Here is a 20,724-nt window from a genome sequence, read left to right as displayed (position 1 = left end):
CCGGGGACGGGATCCGGCCAAGGAGCAGGCCGATCAGGACGGTCATGAGCCGACGTCGCCAGTCGGTGTAGCCGCGCCCCTAAGATCATTTCCACCGGTCGCGGCCCGACGGGCTTCCTGCTAGGACACGCCCCCACCCGCACGAGTCACTCGTGCCCTGGGGGAACCACCTCGTGTCCATGCTCCTGCTGAAGCTGGCTGCCCAGGATCTGCTCACTCTGAACTCACGTCATCGTATGGTGCCGCACCTGGCCGCCAGGTGGCGGCACTTTCGTGGTGCGGACGCTTCGGAGTCGGAGCGTGCGGCGTGGGCGGAGAGCCTGGTCAGCTTGGCCACGGAACTGGTTGCCGCCGATCGCGGCAACGTGGAGATGATCGTCGAGTGCGCCGTCACGCTCGACGAAGCGGACCGTCCGGATGGACCTCGGCTCATCGACGTCGTGCTCGTGGGTCGTCACCCGCAGGAGCAGCACATGTCCGTGCAGCTCGTTGAACTGAAGCGCTGGTCGACGGTGACGCGCGTGGAACAGGCCACCGCGGACTGGGTCCGTACGTCCGGGATGGACAAGAAGGAGCATCCGGTCCTGCAGCTTCGCGAGTACTACGAGGCATTCACCGGCAGCAGGGGGCCGTTGGTCGGGGCCGACACCGACTTCGAATGCGGCGGCTTCGCCTTTCTGCACAATGCCACCGAGGACTCCGTCCGGCCTCTTCTCGACGTCGATGCACCGACCGGCCCGTACGCACAGGTGTACACGAACGACCGTCGTGAGGACCTGCGATCCAATCTGCGAAAAGCCTTCGCAGAGGAGGGAGCCGCCTCTGCGGCCGAGAAGCTCATGCGGGGGATGGGACTGCGGAACACACCTCTGCTCGACGCGATGATCTGGGCACGGGGTGACGACACCGTGTTCACGTTGCGTGGACGCCAGAAGGCGGTCGCCGATCAGATCCTGGAAACAGCCGCGAATGTCCTGCCGGATCCCCGGCACCCTGCCCTCGTGCCGGACGAGCGGCGTGTGGTGTTTCTGGTGACCGGAGGTGCCGGGACCGGTAAGAGCGCCATCGGCCTCCAGATCAAGGCCGAGCTGGAGTCGCAGGGCCGGACGGTGAAGTACGCCAGTGGCAGCAGGGCCTTCAACGGCGCGATCCAGGAGCACGTCGGATACGGGGACCGCGAGTTCAGAGAAACGTTCACGTACTTCAGCAGCTTCGTGACGCCCCCCGACCCGCCGCTCGACGTTCTCATCTGCGACGAGGCCCACCGCCTGCGGGACCGCTCGACCAGCCGTTTCTGGAAGCCCGAGCAACAAGGCACACAACCTCAGGTCGACGAGCTCCTGAATGCGTCCCGTCTGACCGTCTTCTTCCTTGACGAAGGGCAGTCCGTGCGGCCGAACGAGGTCGGCACTGTCGAACTGATCAAGGACGCCGCGCAGCGGCACGGCGCACTGCTCAAGCCCTTCGGTCTTCGCGAGCAGTTCCGATGTGGCGGGAGTGACGCCTACATCCGTTGGGTACGTGCCCTGCTCGGGGTTTCTGGCGAGCCGGACGACTGGAAGCCGGACGGCCTGATGCATGTCGAAGTGGCGGAGACGCCGGAAGAGCTGGAACGGATCATCCGTTCCGAGGCACTTGCCGGGGCGTCTGCGCGGATGGTCGCGGGCTACTGCTGGCCTTGGACCAAGCCCCTCGGCGAGGAGAAGAGGTTGGAGGCCGACGTCCGCATCGGCGATTGGCACCGGCCGTGGAATGCGGACAGCGAGTCGTTCTGCGAGAACGATGCGCCGCCTTCGAGGATCTGGTCCGTGCACCCGAACGGGCTCGGTCAGATCGGCTGTGTCTACACAGCTCAGGGCCTCGAATGGGACTGGTGCGGAGTGATCATGGGCGACGACATGGTGCGCCGTGACGGGCGATGGGTGTTCCGCCGGGGAAAGGAGCGCAAACTTGAGGACTCGGACGTCAAGCGTGTCGGACTGCCTGGTTCGTTCGATCCGAAGGTCAAGGCCGGCAGTGTCGACGACGCGGAGTTCGCACGGCTCGTGCGCCACGCCTACCACGTGCTGATGACGCGAGCGAGCCGTGCGACAGTGCTCTATTCCACGGACGAGGAGACCCGGAGATACCTGAAAAAGTTGGTGGGGAAGGTCGAGATCCATGGGCTGCGCCCGACCTGGGAGAACCTTCCGAGGGAGGCGCGCGTGCCGCACCTACCGCGCCCTCGAGCACGAGGGGCCAAGCGCACGCGAAGGAACCGCAAGAAGCCCGGCCCGCCGGAGCCCGAGCTGCGGCTGTTCTGACGCAGCTCAGCCAGTTAGGGAGTGGCGGGCCCTCCCAGGCCCGCCACCTACCTGCCTCAGAAGAGCAGGTTCGCTGCCGCCGTCAGAGCCGCCACCATGAGATTGGCGACGATTCCTACGGCGATGTCGTTCAGGATCCTGCGGAGCCTGTGACGACGTGCCGGCGCGTACTCAACGGGGTTCATGCGTGACCACTCCTTGGCGTGAGCTGGGAATGGCAGGGACGGCCCTACCGGGCATCCGCACCCACACCACGTGAAGTCACGCGATGGAAACCACTCGTCAGTCACGGCCGAGGACCGGCACCTGAACGCCGCCTAGCACTCCTGGGGAGCAGCACAGCGCCAACGACTCTAATGCACTGATCAGTTGCCATCACCTGAACAGACGTTGGCATCAAGATCCAGACAAGAGATGGGCCAGAACCCATCTCTCATCCGGTAGTTCCACGATGCATGGATGCCCTGAGGGACTCGCTACTCCTCCGCGTCATCCGTCGGGTCGTTGACGAGCGGGACAACCAGAGGGTGGACACTGAAGCCGGAGGCCCGGCCTGGCCCGTTCCTGTATTCAGCCTTGAGCACCGGTACCGCGTGATCCGGGAGGAGCCCTTGCCTTTGCAGGTTGCTGCTGATCCGCTTGACCGGTTTGGTGAAGCCCCTGAGGCTGCGGTCGTCGTCATAGTCACAGATGTCGTACACGGACACAGCTTCAATGTGCCCGTCCATCTCAGCCGCGTAGCGGATGACTTCAACGCGATCACCGTAGCCCTCATAGGTGAGCCCGCGGAAAAGCTCATCCAGAGCCGTGGCGGTCCATCCCCCGTGTGTGTCCTCAGCCTCGATGCTCTCGACGCGTTCGATGTCCTTGACCGAGTCGGCTTGGAGGCTGAACTGCAGGATGGGAGCAGCGGCCTCCAGGAACTGCTTGGGCGTCAAGAGAAAGAGCCGACTGCCGGCCCGGGCTCGCAACTCCGCTGTCAGTTCGGGACGAGGGCCGCGATTGATCCCGCGTTCCTTCCTCCACCAGTCCTCCTTGGCGTCCGCAGTGACGAAGAGAACGTCGCAGCGGCGTCGAGCGGCTTCGCGCAGCAGTTGTTCCCACACGAAGAAGTCCCCGACGGGGCCGTCACCGTCCTTCTTGGCATCCATGTAGCCAGGTGGAACACGGAGCTTGACGCGTTCCTTCCCCCTCTCCACGAGCTTGGGGACTTCATCGAGGACGAACGGTGCGCCGACTCTGCCGTCGAGTGCTCGTTTCAGAATGTTGACCACGGGATCGGCCCCCGTGTCATGGGTGATGCTCTGCCACTCACCTTCACCGACCTCGGCGATCTTCTTCCGCGTCTCGTCGAAGATTTCGGTCAAGCGGTCACGGAGTTCATCGAACTCTTCATCGCTCAAAGCGACGCGATTCGCCCAGGTCCGCAGTGTCTGTATGGCTTGTGCGGAGTGCCCGCTCATCTCCTGCGCGGCCTTCGTACTGGTCGACCGGGCATCCGAGATCGTCGTCTCCCGATTCCGCCAGAACTCCAGAAGCACCTGGTGAGGGATCCACAGGCGGTCGCCCAGGGAGTGAAGCGCTCCGAGAAGATCGGCGCGAGCTTGCTCCGTGTACCGGTAGAGGTTGAGCAACACGTTCGCGTCGGTCGCGACCAACCCACTCGTCAGGACCGTGGTGAAGTCTGCTGTGGTCGGCGAATGGAAGGCCCCGAAGTCGTCGAAGATTCCACGGCCGTTGGAGTCCGTCGCTGCTTTGCTCGTCATGCTGGCCCCCACCTGCCTGGCGTTCGCCGACACATCGGGTCGGCGCAATCGTTGACGACGCTAGCGCTTCATCCATTCCGGGGGACGTCGAATAGGGGAAGTGAATCGTGGCGTGTACGTGCTGCCCTGCGAGGCTCGGGCAGGCCCACTCGTACTCCTGATCCTTGTACCGGCTCACTCTCTGGACTGTACGAGTAACCCCAGGCGACCGTGGACTCGTTGTAACGATGCAAGGAGTGCGACGAGCGCGACGAGGGGGTCGCCGCCCATGGCGAGCATCAGCAGTGCACCCGAACAGTCCGACAGCCTCAAGGCGTTCGGGGCGGCATTGAAAATCTTTAGGGAACGGGCCTTACTGACGCAGGAGCAGCTCGCCGAGCGGTTGAACTACTCGATCGCCTCGGTCGCGTCGATCGAGCAGGGCCGGCGAATGCCGACCGCCCACTTCATCGAGCGGGCCGAGGAGTCCCTGGACTCGTTCGGCGTGCTGCGGGCGGTGGCCCGGCATGTGTCGCGTCGGCCGGGCCTGGCGGCGTGGTTCCGGTTGTGGGCGCAACTGGAGGCGACAGCGGTCAGTCTGTGTACGTACGAGTGCCGGGTGGTGCCCGGTCTGCTTCAGACCGAGGCCTACACACGCGCCGTGATGCTCAACGTCCCGCCGCCGCCCACCGAGGAGGAGGTGACGGAGCGCATCGCCGTACGCATGGAGCGGCAAGAGCTGCTGAGCCGCAGGCCGCCGATCGCGTTCAACTTCATCGTCGAGGAGTCGGTGCTGCTGCGGTACACCGGCGGCGAGGACGTCACGCGGGAACTCCTCGACCACCTCATCGCCCAGGCCGAGTTGTGGAACGTCGAGCTGCAGATCATGCCACTGCGGCAGCCGCACCACGCCGGTTCGGACGGCCCGATGCAGCTTCTGGAGACGCCGGACAACAAGTGGCTCGGCTACTCGGAGGGACAGAAGACGGGACAGCTGATCACTGACCCGAAAGCGGTCAGCGTGCTGCAGATGCGCTATGCCAAGATGCGCTCACAGGCCCTGCCCCCGGCGGACTCGGCGGACCTGTTGAAGCGGATGAGAGGAACGCTATGTGCACCACCGACGAGCTGAACTGGTTCAAGAGCAGCTACAGCGGTTCCGAGGGTGACAGCTGCGTGGAAGTCGCGTGCCGACCCGAGGCCGTCCACGTCCGTGACTCCAAGGAGAAGGACGGGCCGTGCTTCTCGGTATCGCAGGCGGCTTGGGCCGATTTCGTCGGATACGCCAACCTCTGATCCGCCTGCGGTCTTGAGGCTCGCGGCAAGAGCTCAGAGCGCTTGCCGCACGGTTCCGGTCTCCCACTCTTCGGATCTTCGTATTCCCTACTCATCTCCCAACCACTAGGATCTGTAAGGGGGTTCGGTCCTCCGAGGCGGGTGGTCCCCGGATGCCCGAACGGCGGATCGATGAGCGGGGACAGTGCATGCGGGTAGGCCGGTGGACGACGGTCACCGAGTCCGAGTTCGATCACGAACGCCGCGGCCTGGAGGCCATTCGCGAGAGACTCCAGGACTCCGACCCGTGGCGGGCTTGGTCGAACTTCACGTTCACCGCGAACACCGGGCATGTCCGCGAGGTCGATCTGCTCGTCGTTGCCCCCGGTGGTGTGTACGTGATCGAGCTGAAGGACTGGCACGGCTCGATCACCTCCGAGAACGGCACCTGGGTGCAGACCACGCCCGGCGGCTACCGACGCACGCACGGCAACCCGCTGCACCTGGTCAACAAGAAGGCCAAGGAACTGGCCGGCCTGCTCGGCCAGAACGGCAAGCGCGTGTGGGTCGGCGAGGCGGTCTGCTTCACCGACAACTCGCTGCGCGTGCGGCTGCCCGCCCACGACCAGAACGGCGTGTACACGGTCTCCGAACTGGTCGAGATGCTGAAGCGGCCGCCGCGTGACGAGCGGCGCCGGATCACTGCGGTCGGCTCCCGTGAGATCAAGACCGCGCTCGAACGGGTCGGCATCCGCCGCAGCGACGCCGAGTACAAGGTCGGGCCGTACGAGCTGGAGCGTAAGTCCTTCGACTCCGGGCCGACCTGGGCCGACTACCTGGCCCGCCACAGCGAGCTGCCCGAGCATGCCCGTGTCCGCATCTACCTACGGGAACGCGGCTCGGACGCCTCGATCCGCCGGTCCGTGGAAAGCGCCGCCCGGCGTGAAGCGGCGGTCCTGCGCCGCTTCCGTCACCCGGGCGCAGTGCAGCTCAAGCAGTACGACCCGTCCGGGCACTCCGCGGGACCCGCCCTGATCTTCGACTACCAGCCCCAGACCTTGAAGCTGGACGAGTATCTGGTCCGGTTCGGGCAGAAGCTCGACATACTCGGCCGGATGGCGCTCGTACGGCAACTCGCCGAGACGATGCGGTCGGCGCACTCCAGCCGTATATACCACCGGGCCCTCGCCGCCCGTTCCGTGCTCGTCTTGTCCCGCCGACGGGGTCGGCGGGGGGAGACCGTGGAGGAGGAGGCGGCCTGGCTCACCCCGCACCTCCAGGTCTCCGACTGGCAGATCGCCACCCAGCGCAGCAGCGATTCGTCCCAGGGCCAGGGACCAGGCATATCGGGGTTCGCGCCGACCGCCCTGTCGGCCATGCACCTCAGCGAGGAGTCCGACGCCTACCTCGCACCCGAGCTGACCGCGCTCAACGCCGACCCCGTATATCTGGATGTGTACGGGCTCGGAGTCCTCACCTATCTACTGGTCACGGGCAAGGCCCCGGCAGCGAGCCAGGCTGAACTGTTGGCCCGTCTGGAAGCGGGGGAGGGCCTGCGTCCCAGCTCCCTCGTGGATGGTCTGTCCGAGGACATCGACGACCTGGTGCAGGCCGCCACCGCGTACCGGCCGCAGCAGCGTCTGTCCACGGTCGACGAATTCCTGGAAATGCTGGAGATCGTCGAGGACTCCCTCACGGCTCCCGCGTCCGCCACCACCCCCGACGCCCCCGAGAAGGACCCCCTCGAAGCGGTCGCCGGCGATGTGCTCGACCGCCGCTGGGAGGTCCGGCGCCGGCTGGGCACGGGTTCGACCAGCCGCGCCTTCCTCGTACGCGACCTCCAGGCCGATGTGAAGAAGACGCGCCCGCTGGCCGTGCTCAAGGTGGCGCTCTCCGACAACCGCGGCGAGATCCTCGCCCGCGAGGCCGAGGTCATGGGGCGGCTGCGTCCCGACTCGGGCATCATCCGCCTCGTCGAGCCGGAGCCGCTCACCATCGCGGGCCGTACGGTCCTTGCCCTGGAGTACGTCGGCGACGAACGCGATGACAACACCGAGACAGCCGAGGGCAGTTCGCGGAGTCGCCGCCGCGAGGAGACCGTCGCCCGCCAGCTCCGCGAGAGTGGCCGGCTCCCGATCGACCAGCTGGAAGCGTACGGCGACTATCTCTTCGGCGCCGTCGACTTCCTGGAGGGCGAGGGCGTCTGGCACCGCGACATCAAGCCGGACAACATCGCGATTCGCGTCCGCCCCAACCGCACCCGCGAGCTGGTGCTGATCGACTTCTCGCTCGCCGGATACCCGGCGAAGGAGGTCGAGGCGGGCACGGAGGGCTACCTCGACCCGTTCGCCGGCATCCTGACCCGCGGCTCGTACGACTCCCACGCCGAGCGGTACGCCGTGGCCGTCACCCTGCATCAGATGGCGTCCGGCGAACTGCCCAAGTGGGGCGACGGATCCGTACTGCCGCGGATGACGGACCAGAAGGAGTGGCCGTACCCGACCATCGCGGCCGAGGCCTTCGACCCGGCCGTACGGGACGGGCTCGTCGCGTTCTTCCAGAAGGCGCTGCACCGGGACGCGGGCAAGCGGTTCCGCGAGCTGAAGCCGATGCGGGACGCCTGGAGGAAGATCTTCCTCGACGCCTCGCAGGCCGTGCCGTCCAGCCACCGCAGTCGGCACCCTGAGACGGGTGAGACGGCGGCAGCCGTCATCGCGGAAGCCGAGCCGGAGACCGCCGAGCAGCAGCGCGACCGGCTCGCCGCCGAGGTTCAGCGGGACACCCCGCTATCGGTGGCAGGCCTGACGGGTGCGGCCGAGTCGTTCCTCTACGGGCTCGGTGTGACGACGGTCGGCGAACTGCTCGACTACAGCCGCCGCAAGCTCGTCAACGCACCTGGCCTGGGCGCCAAGACCCGCAACGAGGTCCAGCGGCGCCAGCGCGAGTGGGGCGAGAAGCTGCGCGAGGCGCCGGTCTCGCCGCTCACGCCGAAGGGGCGGGCCGAGGCCAAGGAGGAGCTGGAGCAGCTCACCGCCGCCGAGTCCGCGCTCGCCGGCACGCTCGCGACGAGCGATGCGGCGGGTGGCCTGTCGGCCCGGACACTGCGCTCCATCAGCCTCGATACCCTGGCCACGATCTTCGTCCCGGCGATCAACAACAACGGTTCCAACCGCAACAAGGCGGAGATGGTGCGGCTGCTGCTGCGTCTGCCCAACGAGCACGGTGTGCTGCCGGACATCGGTGTGTGGCCCAGGCCGAAGGACGTGGCTGACGGGGTGGGCGTCACATCCCAACGCATTTCGCAGATGCTCATGGAGGAACGCAAGCGGTGGAAGGGCCACGCGGCGGTGCAGGCGCTGCGGACCGAGATCCTGGAGCTCCTGGCCGGGATGGGGCGTGTTGCGTCCGCCGCCGAGATCACGGACGCGCTGGCCGTGCGGCGCGGCACCCAGCTGGTCGAGCGCGAGCAGCGAAGGGCACTGGCGCTCGCGGCTGTGCGGGCTGTGGTGGAGGTCGAGGAACTCGTCCCGGACGAGGCGGAGTTCCAGCACCAGGCGAACCGGAAGGCGACCGAGGAGGCGCTGGGGGCGGGCCTGCTGGCGCTTGACGTACGGGAGGAAGACGCTCCCGACACTCCGACCGCGCCCGGCCTGCTGGACTATGCGATGCGGCTCGGCCGTACCGCCGACCGGTTGGCCAAGCTGGACACCCTGCCGACCGCAGCGACGGTCCTGGCCGAGCTGGGCGTGCTGACTGTGCCGCCGGGCACCATCGACTGGGACGAGCGGCGCATGGTCGAGCTGGCGGCCGCCGCCTCGGTGAACGCGGCCGCGACGCCCCGGCTTGAGGTCTACCCGCGCGACCTGTCGCTGGTACGGGCGCTGCGACTCACGCAGGCGGGCCTGGTGCGGCTCATCCCAGGTGTGCCGGAAGGCCGCCAGCCCGGCCTGACGGGAGACGACGTGCACGAGCGGGTGCGGGCGCGCTTCCCGGAGCTGGTCGTCCCGGACGGGCGGGGCGGCGCCTCACACGAGCTGCCGACGGGCGGCCCGTTGACGAAGGCGTTGCGGGACGCGGGCTTCGACCTGTCGCTGTCCACGCGCGAGGACACGAGGACGCTGCGCTACCTGCCGACGCGCATGGACCACGCGTCCAGCTACCTCACGAGCGGCGTCTGGCGGCAGTCCACGCACGGCGGTTCGGTAACGCGGTACGCGGACGACCCGCAACTGGCGGGCGCTGTGCGCGCGGAGGAACGGCTGCTGGCGTCGGCACGGCGGGACGGCTACCGGGTGCTGACGGTGCCGCAGCGGCTGTCGCGCGATGCGGTAAAGGAGTTGGGCGGCAAGCGGTTCGGGGCGAGCGTCGTCTCGGTGACCGAGTTGTTCCTGGAGGCGATGCACGGGCTGGTCGCGTCGGGTACCAAGCCGACGTGGGAGACGCTGCTCAAGGCGGATGTTGCAGAGGCGGGCTCGCGGGGCGCGATGAAGTTCGCGGAGTACGCGCGCACGGCATGGGGTGCTGTTGAGCCGCGGGTGCGTGAGCTGCTGCTGAGCTCCGGGACCGGGCCTGTGCTGCTGACGGAGGCCGGGGTGTTTGCGCGGTACGGCGCGATGGGCGTGTTGGACCGGCTGGCGGAGGCAGCGCGCCAGGGCGGGCGCGGCCTGTGGCTGCTCGTTCCGCAGGGCGACCCGTCGCGGGAGCCGCGGCTCGGGCAGGTGGCCGTGCCGTACCAGGCCGGCCTGGGGGAGTGGATTCAGCTTCCGGACACCTGGGTGGGCAACGCCCATCGCGGGTCCGGTGAGGGTTTCTTAGGTTTGGCAGGTCGTGAGGGGGACGCGAAGTGATCGACCGTATGGCTCTGTTAAGGGACCTGAAGCAGCAGGTGAAGGCGGTCGAGATCGACTTGGCGCGGCAGGTGCGGGCCGACGGTGAGATCGGGGTGCGACTGAAGACCGAGTACGACCAGGCGCGCAAGCTGGGGCGTACGGCTGCGACCTGGAACTCGTGGCTGGAGGAACGGGTCACGCAGGTCGCGGTGGCGTGGGTGCTGGGGACGGTGTTCATACGGTTCTGCGAGGACAACCGTCTGATTCCGGAGCCGTACCTGACGGGTGCGGACGGGGACCGGCGGGAGCTTGCCGAGGCGCGGTACGACGCGTACGTGGAGTCGGATGCGGATCCGACGTATCGGGGCTGGCTGGAGAAGTCCTTCGAGGAGCTGGGCGCGGGGCAGGCGGGTCGACTGCTGTTCGACCGCAAGCACAACCCGCTGTTCCAGATCCCGCTGTCGCATGACGGGGCGCGGGAGCTGGTGGAGTTCTGGCGGGGGAGGGACGAGGCGGGGGCGCTCGTCCACGACTTCACGGACCCACTGAACGAGGACGGCACGGAGGGGTGGGACACGCGGTTCCTGGGTGACCTGTACCAGGACCTGAGCGAGGCGGCGCGGAAGACGTATGCGCTGCTCCAGACGCCGGAGTTCGTCGAGGAGTTCATCCTCGACCGGACGATGGACCCGGCGGTGCGGGAGTTCGGGTACGAGGGCCTGAAGATGATCGACCCGACGTGCGGGTCGGGGCACTTCGTGCTGGGCGCGTTCCGGCGACTGGTGCGGATGTGGGGTGAGGGGCAGCCGGGGCGTGATGTGTACGAGCGGGTTCGGGCTGCTCTGGACTCCGTACACGGGGTTGACTTGAATCCCTTCGCGGTGGCTATTGCACGGTTCCGGTTGTTGGTTGCGGCTATGGCGACGAGTGGTTTGCGGACGATGACCGATGCTGCGAAGTGCGAGTGGCCGATTCATCTGGCGGTGGGTGATTCGCTTATTAAGGCGCGACAGATGGAATTGCCGCTGGGCGCTGATGAGAAGGGAACGGACCCGCTCGCGGAGTTCTCATTTGCGACGGAGGACGTACGCGATCATCCCGGGATCTTGCAGCAGGGGCGGTATCATGTGGTGGTCGGAAATCCGCCGTATATTCAGGTGGAGGACGCCAGCCTCAATAAGGTCTATCGCGATCTTTACGATGCCTGTGCTGGCAGCTATGCCCTTTCCGTGCCATTTGCTCAAAGGTTTTTCGAGCTGGCAAGGAAGGGGGGTGTCGATGGGTGCGGATACGGCTTGGTTGGGCAGATCACGGCGAATTCCTTCATGAAGCGCGAGTTCGGCACTAAACTCATTGAGAGCTACTTCCGTGACCGAGTCGAGCTGATGGAGGTAATCGATACTTCAGGTGCATATGTTCCGGGACACGGCACGCCGACTGTAATTCTGATCGGTAGGCGGCGTAACGGCAACGTACGCGCAGAGACCATTCGAACCGTGCGGAGTGTACAGGGTGAGCCCGCCACGCCGGAGAACGGCGAGGATGGTCTGGTGTGGAACGCGATTGTGGACCAGATCGATAAGCCAAGTTCCGTGAGTCAGTGGGTCTCCGTGGACGATCTAGAGCGTGATCGTTACTTCGGCAGGCAGCCGTGGATTCTGGCCGATGGGGGCCTTGAGATGGTAGAGCAGCTACGAGCTGCATCGCCTAGGCAGTTGACTCACGCGATTGATGCAATCGGCCGCACTACCAAGTCTGGCGCAGATGACATCTTCTTCCTTCCCGACGCGGCAGCCGCTAGGCGCATGAATCTAGCTGATTCGGTCCGCAAGCTCGTAACTGGACCAAGCGTTCGCGATTACGAAATCACGAATGCCGTTACGCTTTGCAACCCATACATAGACGGGGAAAATTGCAGGTCGCTGCCAGCCGCATCGGTGTTGGTGTCGAGGCATCTTTGGTTGGCGCGTACCGTCCTTTCTCGGCGCAAGCTCTTTGGCAAGACCATCACGGCGCATGGTCGTCCCTGGTTCGTGCATCTGGAGAGTTACCCCAGGAAGCTAGCCTCGCCAGTGGGTATCACGTTCCCCTTCGTGGCTACGCACAATCATTTCGCTCTGGACCGTGATGCGAGGCTGTTCGGCAGTACCTCGCCAGTAATCAAGCTTCGAGAGGGAGCGGGCGAGGAGGAACACCTGCGGCTGCTCGGACTGCTCAATAGCTCTACAGCTGGCTTGTGGCTCAAGATGGTGAGTCACAGCAAAGGGACTGAGGGGCATCAGTCCGGCATCAAGACGGAACTCTGGGAGCAGTTCTACGAGTTCACAGGAACCAAGATTCTAGAGTTCCCGCTGCCCGCTGAATACCCTACCGCCCTTGCAACGACCCTCGACAACCTTGCGCAGCAGCTTGCCGCCACTAGCCCCGTCTCTCTAGTGGCAAATGTAATTCCTACGATCGCCGTACTTCGCGAGGCACGCGTACAGTGGGAATCCGCTCGCGCCCGCATGGTTGCCCTCCAAGAAGAGCTGGACTGGCACGTCTACGCCCTCTACAACCTCCACTCAGGCGATCTGCGTGTCTCAGAGAACCCTGACGACCCCAGCATCCCGGCACTCGCTCTCGGCGAGCGCGCATTCGAGATCGTCCTCGCGCGCCGCGTCGCCGCGGGCGAGGCCAGCGACGAGTGGTTCAAGCGCCATAATTCCACCCCCATCACGGAGATCCCGGCCCACTGGCCCGCCCCCTACCGTGCCATCGTCCAGAAGCGCATCGACGCCATCGAGTCGAACCGCGCCATCGGCATGGTCGAGCGCCCCGAGTACAAGCGTCGCTGGGCTACCGAAGGCTGGGACGCCCTCCAGGAGAAGGCCCTGCGCTCCTGGCTCCTCGACCGCATCGAAACCCGCGACCACTGGTACGACGAGAATGGCCTCCCCGCCCTCGTCACCCTCGCCCGCCTGACGGACGCGCTCTCCCGCGACGAGGACTTCGTCTCCGTCGCCAAGCTCTACGCGCCCCGCAAGGACCTCCCCAAGGTCGTCGCGGAACTGCTCACGGACGAGCACGTCCCGTACCTCCCCGCCCTGCGCTACAAGCCCGCCGGCATGAAGAAGCGCGCCGACTGGGAAGAGGTATGGGACCTCCAGCGCAAGGAGGACGCGGCTCCCGACGAGCTTGCCAAGCGCAAGATCCGCGACACCATTCCCGTACCCCCGAAGTACACCTCGGCCGACTTCCTGCGTGCCTCCTACTGGAAGGCACGCGGCAAGCTCGACGTGCCCAAGGAGCGCTTCATCTCCTACGCGCAGACCAACACCCCCACCCCCGAGCTGTACGGGTGGGCCGGCTGGGATCACCGGGAGCAGGCCCAGGCCCTCGCCACGTACTTCACCAACCACCCGCTCTCCACCGAGGAGATCACCCCGTTCCTCGCGGGCCTGCTCGAACTCCAGCCGTGGCTGTACCAGTGGCACAACGAGTTCGAGGTGAACTACAGCGGCTCCCCAGCAGACTTCTTCGCCGGGTACCGGCAGCAGAAGCAGGGCGAGCACGGCCTCACCGACGACGACCTGCGCAACTGGCGCCCCGCCGCAGCCACCCGCGGTCGTCGCGCCACCACCAAGAAGTAGCAGTCCACCCCCCACCCGACCGCCCCCACGCCGCCCGCAAGGAGAGCGAGACCGAAAATGGCCCAGCAGCCGCTCCTCCGCGATGTCATCGACATCAAGGAGTCCATCTCCACCTCAGACTTCGTGTTGTCCCTCGCCGAGGCGACGACCCCTGCAGGGGCCGACCACGCTCTCAAGGACTACGTGGTCACGGAGCGGCTGCTGGAGAACTTCGACGAGGCCCTCGGCCTCATCAAGTCCGCGCTGGACGGCCACACCTCCAAGGCGGCCTACCTTCATGGCTCGTTCGGTTCCGGTAAGTCGCACTTCATGGCCGTGCTGTACGCGCTGCTCAGCGGCAACTCGACCGCCCGTGCGCGCGGTGAGTTCGACCCCGTACTGACCAAGCACGAGTGGCTCGGCGCGGACGGGAAGAAGTTCCTGCTCGTGCCGTACCACATGCTCGGGGCCAAGGCCCTGGAGCAGCGCGTGCTCGGCGGATACGTGAAGCACGTCAAGAACCTGCGCCCGGACGCGCCCACCCCGCAGGTGTACCGGACCGACTCCCTCTTCGCCGACATCCGCGCGATGCGCGCCAACATCGGCGACGAAGGAGTCATCCGCGGCCTTGGAACCACCGATGACGGTGACGACGAGGACGAGTGGGGCGAGGGCTTCGCCTGGAACACGCAGCTGCTCGACACCGCGCTCGACGCCGAGGAGAACCACGACGCCGACTCGCGGCTCGACCTCGTCCACCCGACCACGCCCGCCGAGCTGCGCGCCAAGCTGGTCAGCGACGCCAGCACCAAGCTTCTCCCCGGTTTTGCCAAGAACGCCGCCGAGGATGAACACGGCTTCATCTCCCTCGACGCCGGCCTGTCCGTCATCGCCGAGCACGCCAAGTCGCTCGGCTACGACGGGCTGATCCTTTTCATGGACGAGCTGATCCTTTGGCTCGCCACGCTCATCCACGACCAGAAGTTCGTCGCCCGCGAAGCCAGCAAGATCACGAACTTTGTTGAGGGCGGCGACGCGCGCCGGGCCATCCCCATCGTGTCCTTCATCGCCCGCCAGCGCGACCTTCGCGAACTCGTCGGCGAGGAGGTGTCCGGCGCGGCCGAGTCGTCCATCCAGGACACTCTCAATCTGGCCTCCGGCCGCTTCGACAAGATCACCCTCGAGGACCGTAACCTCCCGCAGATCGCGCACGCCCGACTCCTCAAGCCGAACCCCGAGTCCGCCCACCTCGTCGACGCAGCCTTTGAGCAGACCAAGAAGGTCGGCACCCAGGTCTGGGACACCCTGCTCGGCTCCGACAAGGGCACGACCGGCGCGGACGCCGAGTCGTTCCGGCTGACGTACCCCTTCTCACCGGCCTTCATGGACACCCTCGTCCACATCTCGTCCGCGCTGCAGCGCTCCCGTACCGGTCTGAAGCTGATGGGCCAGCTCCTCGCCGACCACCGCGACGACCTCCGGCTCGGGCAGCTCGTCCCCGTCGGCGACCTGTACCCCGTCATCGCGCAGGGTGGCGACAAGCCGTTCACCGACAGCCTGAAGGTCGTCTTCGAGGCCGCCGACAAGCTGTACAAGACCAAGCTCCGGCCGTACCTGCTCACCTCGTACGACGTCACCGAGGACGACGTCGAGCAGTTCCTCCACCGGCCCGACACCCTCGCCGACCCGCAACTGGCCAACCGCTGCCGTCTGTTCGTTGGCGACAACCGGCTCGTCTGCACCCTCCTGCTGTCCGCGCTCGCGCCCAGCGTGCCCGCACTCGCCGACCTGACCATCCGCCGGCTCGGCGCGCTCAATCACGGGTCCGTGATGGCGCCCATCCCGGGCAGCGAGGTCGGCATCATCAAGAACAAGGTTGCCGAGTGGGCGGCCCGTTTCCCCGAGATCAAGGAGACCGGCACCGACGCCAACCCGGGCGTACGGCTGGAACTCTCCGGCGTCGACGTGGACTCCGTCATCGCCAACGCCCAGGTCAACGACAACCCCGGCAACCGCCTCGCCCTCGCCAAGCGGCTGCTGTCGGAGGAACTAGGCGTCGAACACGGCCAGTTCAGCGACGAACTGACCTTCGTGTGGCGCGGCACCACCCGCACCGCCGAGATCGTCTTCGGGAACGTCGCCGACGAGGACGAGCTGCCCGACCACGACCTGATGCCTCAGGAGGACGGCCGCTGGCGCATCGCCGTCGACCTGCCCTTCGACGAGACCGAGTACGGGCCCGTCGAGGACGCCGACCGGATGCGGCGACTGCGCGAACGTCAGCAGGGCGAGCGGTCCCGTACCGTCGCCTGGCTGCCCGCACACCTCTCGGCCCAGCGCCTCTCCGACTTCCGGCGCCTCGTCGTCATCGATAAGGCCCTGTCCGACGAGCAGCGCTTCGACACCCAGTACGCAGGCCATCTCAACGCCGACAACCGCAGCCGGGCCAAGGGGCTCCTGGAGACCCAGCGCGAAGCTCTGCTCAAGCAGGTCAAGGGCGCCTTCAAGCAGGCGTACGGCCTTGCGCAGAAGCAGGCCGCCGACGTGGCACTCAACTTCGACGACCACCTGGTGGCCCTGCCCGACGTCGACGACCTCACCCTCTCCTTCGGGCAGTCGCTCCATGACAGCGGCCGGCACGTCGCAGGCAAGCTGCTCGCCCACCAGTACCCGGCCCATCCGAACCTCGACCCCGACGGGACCGAGACCGCGGTCAAGCCCGCCGACGCGCGGAAGGTGTTCACGCACGTACGGGCCGCGGCCGAAGCCCGCGACGGGCGCATCGAGGTCCCCGCCGCCGACCGCAAGCTGATGCAGCGGGTCGCCGGACCGCTCCGGCTCGGGCAGCAGAAGGAGGCGTACTTCGAGCTGTCCCGCTACTGGGCCGACCACTTCCGCCAGCTCGCCAGCGCGCAGGGCGTCACCGGTGACCTCAGCCTGATCACCCTCACCGACTGGACCGACAAGCCCGAACCGCGCGGCCTGCCCGACTTCCTCGCCCGGCTCGTCGTCGCCTCCTTCGCGGAGATGGACGACCGGGTGTGGGTACGCGGCGGCACCGTCCTCGACCCCGCGCCCGAGCTGACGCAGATCAAGGACCACGACGCCCTGCGCAGCCAGCCCCTGCCGAGCGAGAGCGACTGGGAGGCGGCCCGGCAGCGGTACGAAACGGTCTTCGGGCAGAAGGCGCCCACACTGCGACGCGGACGCATGGTCAACCAGTTCGCCCGCCAGATCATCGAGTCCGCCCGCGCTCACCAGGAGCACGCCGCCGACCTCGTACGGCAGCTGGAAGACCACGCCGGCTTCCTTGGCCTCGACGAGACCGACGACACCGGTCGGCTCGCGCTCGCCAGGCGCTCGCTCGAACTCCTCAAGGCCCTCACATCAGCGGCCGGTCAGGGCGCAGCCGGGGCTAAGAAGACCGTGGAGACTCTCGCCTCCTTCGACCTGGGAGCCGTCAGCGCCGACCGGTACGGCACGTCCATCAAGCAGGCCCGTGCCGTCGCGGAAGCGCTCGCGGCCGCCCCCTGGCACACGCTCGAACTCGCCTCCGGCGAAGGCCCCGAGGGTGCCGCGCTGCTCGAATCCCTCCGGAACGTGGCACGTGGAGACCAGCGCACCGGCGACCTGCGCGACGCCCTGACCCGTACGCAACGAGAAATCGTGGCGCTCGTGAAACGGAATCGGGCGGCTGCCACCCCGCCGGCTCCTGCGCCGCCGGTGCCCGCGGGGGATGACGTCTCCCTTGAGACGAAGACGAGCGACCCCCGGATCCCCTTCACCCCACAGCCGTCCACGACCAGCGGCTCGGGCACCGTGCGGCGCTCGGGCGGCGGCCGGACGACGGCAGTCCGAGCGGTGGCCGAACTCCAGGCAGAGCTGGCCGAGTTGGCGTCGCGCGAACCCGACGCCACGATTGAGATCATCTGGCGGGTCGTCGACCGATGAGCACTACCACTGCCGCCGCCGTACCGGGCGCGGTCCGGTTGAACACCGCGACCGTCACCCAGTATCTGTCGTCCCAGGCGTCCCTCGCCGCCTCCCTCACCACCGGGAGCGGCGGCAAGCGGCGCGCCGTGCTGCTGCGGTCCACCCCGCAGTGGGACGGGTCCGCCGAGCCCGCGTGGGGCGAGGGCCTGACCGCGCGTGTGGCGGTCGCGCCGTCCCCGCTCGCCGTGCATGAGCTGGTGCTCGACCACCTCGCCGAGAAAGCCACCGGCCCGGCGGTGCTCGTGGTGCTCACCGACCGCGAGCAGCACGAACTCGACCCGGCCATCCTCGCCCGCGTCCACAAGTGGCGCATAGACACCGTCGACAGCTGGGACGTGGTGCGCGAGGCGTTCGGCGCGGACACGATCGACGGCAGGCTGCGGAACATCAGCTGGGCGGCCGAGGCCCTGCTCGACGCCACACCGCCCGGCGGCTGGCCCGAAGTCCCCGGCGGCTGGCTGACCCGCCAGCACGCACTCACCTCGCTCGCCCTGCGGCGCCTGCGCATCGGCCGGTACGACACCGACGGCGGCTCCCGCCGCCCCGGCGACGACCGACTCGACGCGCACACCCTGCTGCACTGGTCGCTCAGCCCTGGCGGACCGGAACGCCTCCTGGACCTGCGTGGGCCCGAACGCGCAGGCATGACCGAGTTCCTCGGTGAGGAGGACCAGGCGGGCCTCGCGGGCCGGGCTCTGCTGGCACTTGTCCACGCCGAACACGGCACCGACGCCGTGGCCTTCGGCCTCGTGTGCGCCGCACTGTGGCTGCACGCCGAACCCGACGCCGCCACCTACCAGAGCAGAGGCCGGGCCGAGCGGTACCTCGGTGAGCAGCCACCCGCGCAGGGGGACGAGCTGGACGCACTGGTGTCCGTCTTCGCCCGCACCGCCGAGGAGTACACCGGCGCGCTCCTCGCCACCGCGTCACGCCGCGGCGGCACCGATACCGACGCGGCGCGTGAGGCACGCCGGCTCACCACGACCGTGCTCGACAGGGCGTCCTCGCTGGCCCGCCAGTTCGGCGCGGAGTCCGCCGTCGAGGCGAGCCCCGTCATGGCCGGCGGACTCGAAGCCCGCTTCACCGCCGTGGGACGCGCCCTGGCCACAGGGCACCCCCAGGCCGCGGCCGACGCCATCCGCAGCCTCGAAGGTCATCTGCGCGCCTCCGACCCGGACGAGCACGCCCGCGTCGAGCGGGCCCGCATGGGTCAGCGGCTCGCACGCTGGCTGGCAGCCGCCCCGGCCACCGAGTCGGACAACGTCTCCGCGGGCATAAGGCGCCACCTCTCCGAGACCGGCTGGGTCGACCAGGCCCTCGAACACATCGAGGCGGGTGGCGACCCCGACCCCGTCCTGAAGTCCGCGTACGACACGCTCGGCACCCGGGTGCGTGACCGCCGGCGCGACATCGACCGCGCCTTCGCCCGCACCCTCGCGCTGTGGACCGAGTCGGGGACCCAGTCCGGCTCGATGCTGACCGTCGAGAACTTCCTCGACCGGATCGTGAAGCCCGTCGTCCAGCACGATCCCGGGCGCCGCGTGATGCTGCTCGTGCTGGACGGTATGAGTGCCGCCATCGCGACCGAACTCGGCGAGGAACTGCGCCGCTCCTGGGCCGAGTTCGATCCGATGCCGGACGGTGCCCCGCACCGGCGCGCGATGGCGGCTGCGCTGCCCACCCTCACGGCCGTGTCTCGCACGTCCCTGTTCGCGGGCACCCTGATGAAGGGGACGCAGGCCGACGAGACTCGGCTGTTCCCTGCGCACAAATGGTGGGGAGGCGCCCCTGCCGCCGTGTTCCACAAGGACGACCTGCGTACCGAGAGCGCGGGCGACACCTTCGGACCGGCGCTCACCGCGGCTTTGGACGACGGCAGGACCCACGTGGCTGTCGTCCTCAACACCATCGACGACAAACTCGCCAAGGAGCAGAAGCTCGGCAACGGCGCATGGCACGTCGACGACATCGGAATGCTCCGCGACCTCATGCGCGTCGCGGCGACCCAGGGCATGGCCGTGATCATCACCAGCGACCACGGCCACGTCGTCGACCGTCACGGCGTCAAGGCCGATGCCACCGACCCGGGGTCCGCACGCCACCGCCTGCCCGACGGCCTCATGGCCGAACGGGAAGTCGCTCTGTCCGGCCCCCGCGTGGTCTGGCCCGAGCCGGGTGCGTCGATCGTCGCCCTGTGGGACGCCGACTCCCGCTACACCGCGCTCAAGGCCGGCTACCACGGTGGTGCATCGCTCGCCGAGTTCACCATCCCGGTGCTGGCGTTCCTTCCGTTCAACGCGGTTGCCCCCAAGGGCTGGCGCGAACTGGGGGACCAGCGCCCCGAGTGGTGGACGCTCGCGCCGTCGGCACCGGCCCGCCCTCAGCCGGTGCAGCCTCCGGCTTCCGTGGCGAAGAAGACCTCCGTGAAGCCGAAGAAGAGCCAGGCCGAGATCGCGCGGACCCACGATTCGCTCTTCGACGTCACCCTGGCCCCGGGCGGCGACGACACCATCGTCGAGCCCCAGCTCGTCTCCCCGGACGAAACCCTCGTCACCGGGCTTCTCGCATCGGACACCTACCAGGCCCAGACCGGCCTTCTCGCCCGCAAACCGCCGCAGGAACAGGTCAAGAAGGCACTGGCAGCCCTGCTGGAGGCAGGCGGCACCCTCCCGGCCACCGCCCTGGCTCAGCGCATCGGCCTTCCGCCGACCCGTGGCGACGGCTTCGCCGCTGTCCTGCGCCAACTCCTCAACTATGACGGCGTACAGGTCCTGGAGACCCTGCCCGACGGGCGCACGTTGCGGCTCCATGTGGCCCTGCTGCGGGAGCAGTTCGCCCTCGTGGGCGGCTGACCCGCTCCGGGGTGCCTCCGCGCTTCCAGAGGCGGGCACGGAGGCGTCCCGACCAGCATGAGCCGGGGCGGGATGGAGAGCAGGGCACAGGTCGGTGACGAAGTGACACCGGGGGC

Annotated in this window: 9 protein-coding genes; 7 read left to right on the top strand and 2 right to left on the bottom strand. The window is 67.7% G+C overall.

The window, feature by feature from the left end; genetic code table 11:
• Nucleotides 1–179: 179 nt before the first annotated feature.
• On the top strand, nt 180–2,303 hold the full coding sequence (locus tag OHS70_RS04665; protein ID WP_328405407.1) for a DUF2075 domain-containing protein: 2,124 nt from the start codon (nt 180–182) through the stop codon (nt 2,301–2,303).
• Between the two features lie 56 nt (nt 2,304–2,359).
• Here the strand turns inward: OHS70_RS04665 and OHS70_RS04660 are convergent, their stop codons facing one another.
• Both OHS70_RS04660 and OHS70_RS04655 read right to left on the bottom strand, forming a co-directional pair.
• Nucleotides 2,360–2,488 (bottom strand): DUF6408 family protein, encoded by a 129-nt coding sequence (locus OHS70_RS04660; protein WP_328393941.1) that lies wholly within the window; start codon nt 2,486–2,488, stop codon nt 2,360–2,362.
• A 291-nt stretch (nt 2,489–2,779) separates the two neighbouring features.
• The gene (locus OHS70_RS04655; RefSeq protein WP_328393939.1) at nt 2,780–4,069 is read right to left on the bottom strand and encodes a PIN domain-containing protein; all 1,290 of its coding nucleotides are present in this window, start codon (nt 4,067–4,069) and stop codon (nt 2,780–2,782) included.
• 268 nt (nt 4,070–4,337) lie between these two features.
• Between OHS70_RS04655 and OHS70_RS04650 the strand changes: the two genes are divergently transcribed.
• From OHS70_RS04650 to pglZ, 6 genes are all read left to right on the top strand, one after another.
• A complete protein-coding gene (locus OHS70_RS04650) occupies nt 4,338–5,180 on the top strand; it encodes a helix-turn-helix domain-containing protein (RefSeq protein ID WP_328393937.1) in 843 nt (280 codons plus the stop codon).
• On the top strand, nt 5,159–5,344 hold the full coding sequence (locus tag OHS70_RS04645; protein WP_328393935.1) for a DUF397 domain-containing protein: 186 nt from the start codon (nt 5,159–5,161) through the stop codon (nt 5,342–5,344). Before OHS70_RS04650 ends, OHS70_RS04645 begins: the two co-directional genes overlap by 22 nt.
• Before the next feature lie 188 nt (nt 5,345–5,532).
• Nucleotides 5,533–10,170 carry a BREX system serine/threonine kinase PglW gene (pglW, locus tag OHS70_RS04640; RefSeq protein WP_328393933.1) on the top strand — a complete coding sequence of 1,546 codons (4,638 nt, stop codon included), beginning with the start codon at nt 5,533–5,535 and terminating at the stop codon, nt 10,168–10,170.
• Nucleotides 10,167–13,784 carry a BREX-2 system adenine-specific DNA-methyltransferase PglX gene (pglX, locus tag OHS70_RS04635; protein ID WP_328393931.1) on the top strand — a complete coding sequence of 1,206 codons (3,618 nt, stop codon included), beginning with the start codon at nt 10,167–10,169 and terminating at the stop codon, nt 13,782–13,784. Before pglW ends, pglX begins: the two co-directional genes overlap by 4 nt.
• A 57-nt stretch (nt 13,785–13,841) precedes the next feature.
• Nucleotides 13,842–17,714, top strand: coding sequence for a BREX-2 system ATPase PglY (pglY, locus tag OHS70_RS04630; RefSeq protein WP_328393930.1), 3,873 nt, complete (start codon nt 13,842–13,844; stop codon nt 17,712–17,714).
• Entirely contained in the window at nt 17,711–20,608 is a 2,898-nt protein-coding gene (gene pglZ, locus OHS70_RS04625; RefSeq protein WP_328393928.1) for a BREX-2 system phosphatase PglZ, read from the top strand. The genes pglY and pglZ overlap by 4 nt, the downstream gene beginning before the upstream one ends.
• Nucleotides 20,609–20,724: the final 116 nt, after the last annotated feature.

It is taken from the genome of Streptomyces sp. NBC_00390 (assembly GCF_036057275.1).
Lineage (GTDB): Bacteria > Actinomycetota > Actinomycetes > Streptomycetales > Streptomycetaceae > Streptomyces.
Note: the sequence above shows the minus strand (reverse complement) of the source record. Positions and strands in the feature narration are given on the sequence as shown.

Coding starts and splice junctions, on each gene's coding strand:
- OHS70_RS04660 (WP_328393941.1), bottom strand. CDS start 2,488: ATGAACCCCGTTGAGTACGCGCCGGCACGTCGTCACAGGCTCCGCAGG.
- OHS70_RS04650 (WP_328393937.1), top strand. CDS start 4,338: ATGGCGAGCATCAGCAGTGCACCCGAACAGTCCGACAGCCTCAAGGCG.
- pglY (WP_328393930.1), top strand. CDS start 13,842: ATGGCCCAGCAGCCGCTCCTCCGCGATGTCATCGACATCAAGGAGTCC.
- OHS70_RS04645 (WP_328393935.1), top strand. CDS start 5,159: ATGTGCACCACCGACGAGCTGAACTGGTTCAAGAGCAGCTACAGCGGT.
- OHS70_RS04655 (WP_328393939.1), bottom strand. CDS start 4,069: ATGACGAGCAAAGCAGCGACGGACTCCAACGGCCGTGGAATCTTCGAC.
- pglW (WP_328393933.1), top strand. CDS start 5,533: ATGCGGGTAGGCCGGTGGACGACGGTCACCGAGTCCGAGTTCGATCAC.
- pglZ (WP_328393928.1), top strand. CDS start 17,711: ATGAGCACTACCACTGCCGCCGCCGTACCGGGCGCGGTCCGGTTGAAC.
- OHS70_RS04665 (WP_328405407.1), top strand. CDS start 180: ATGCTCCTGCTGAAGCTGGCTGCCCAGGATCTGCTCACTCTGAACTCA.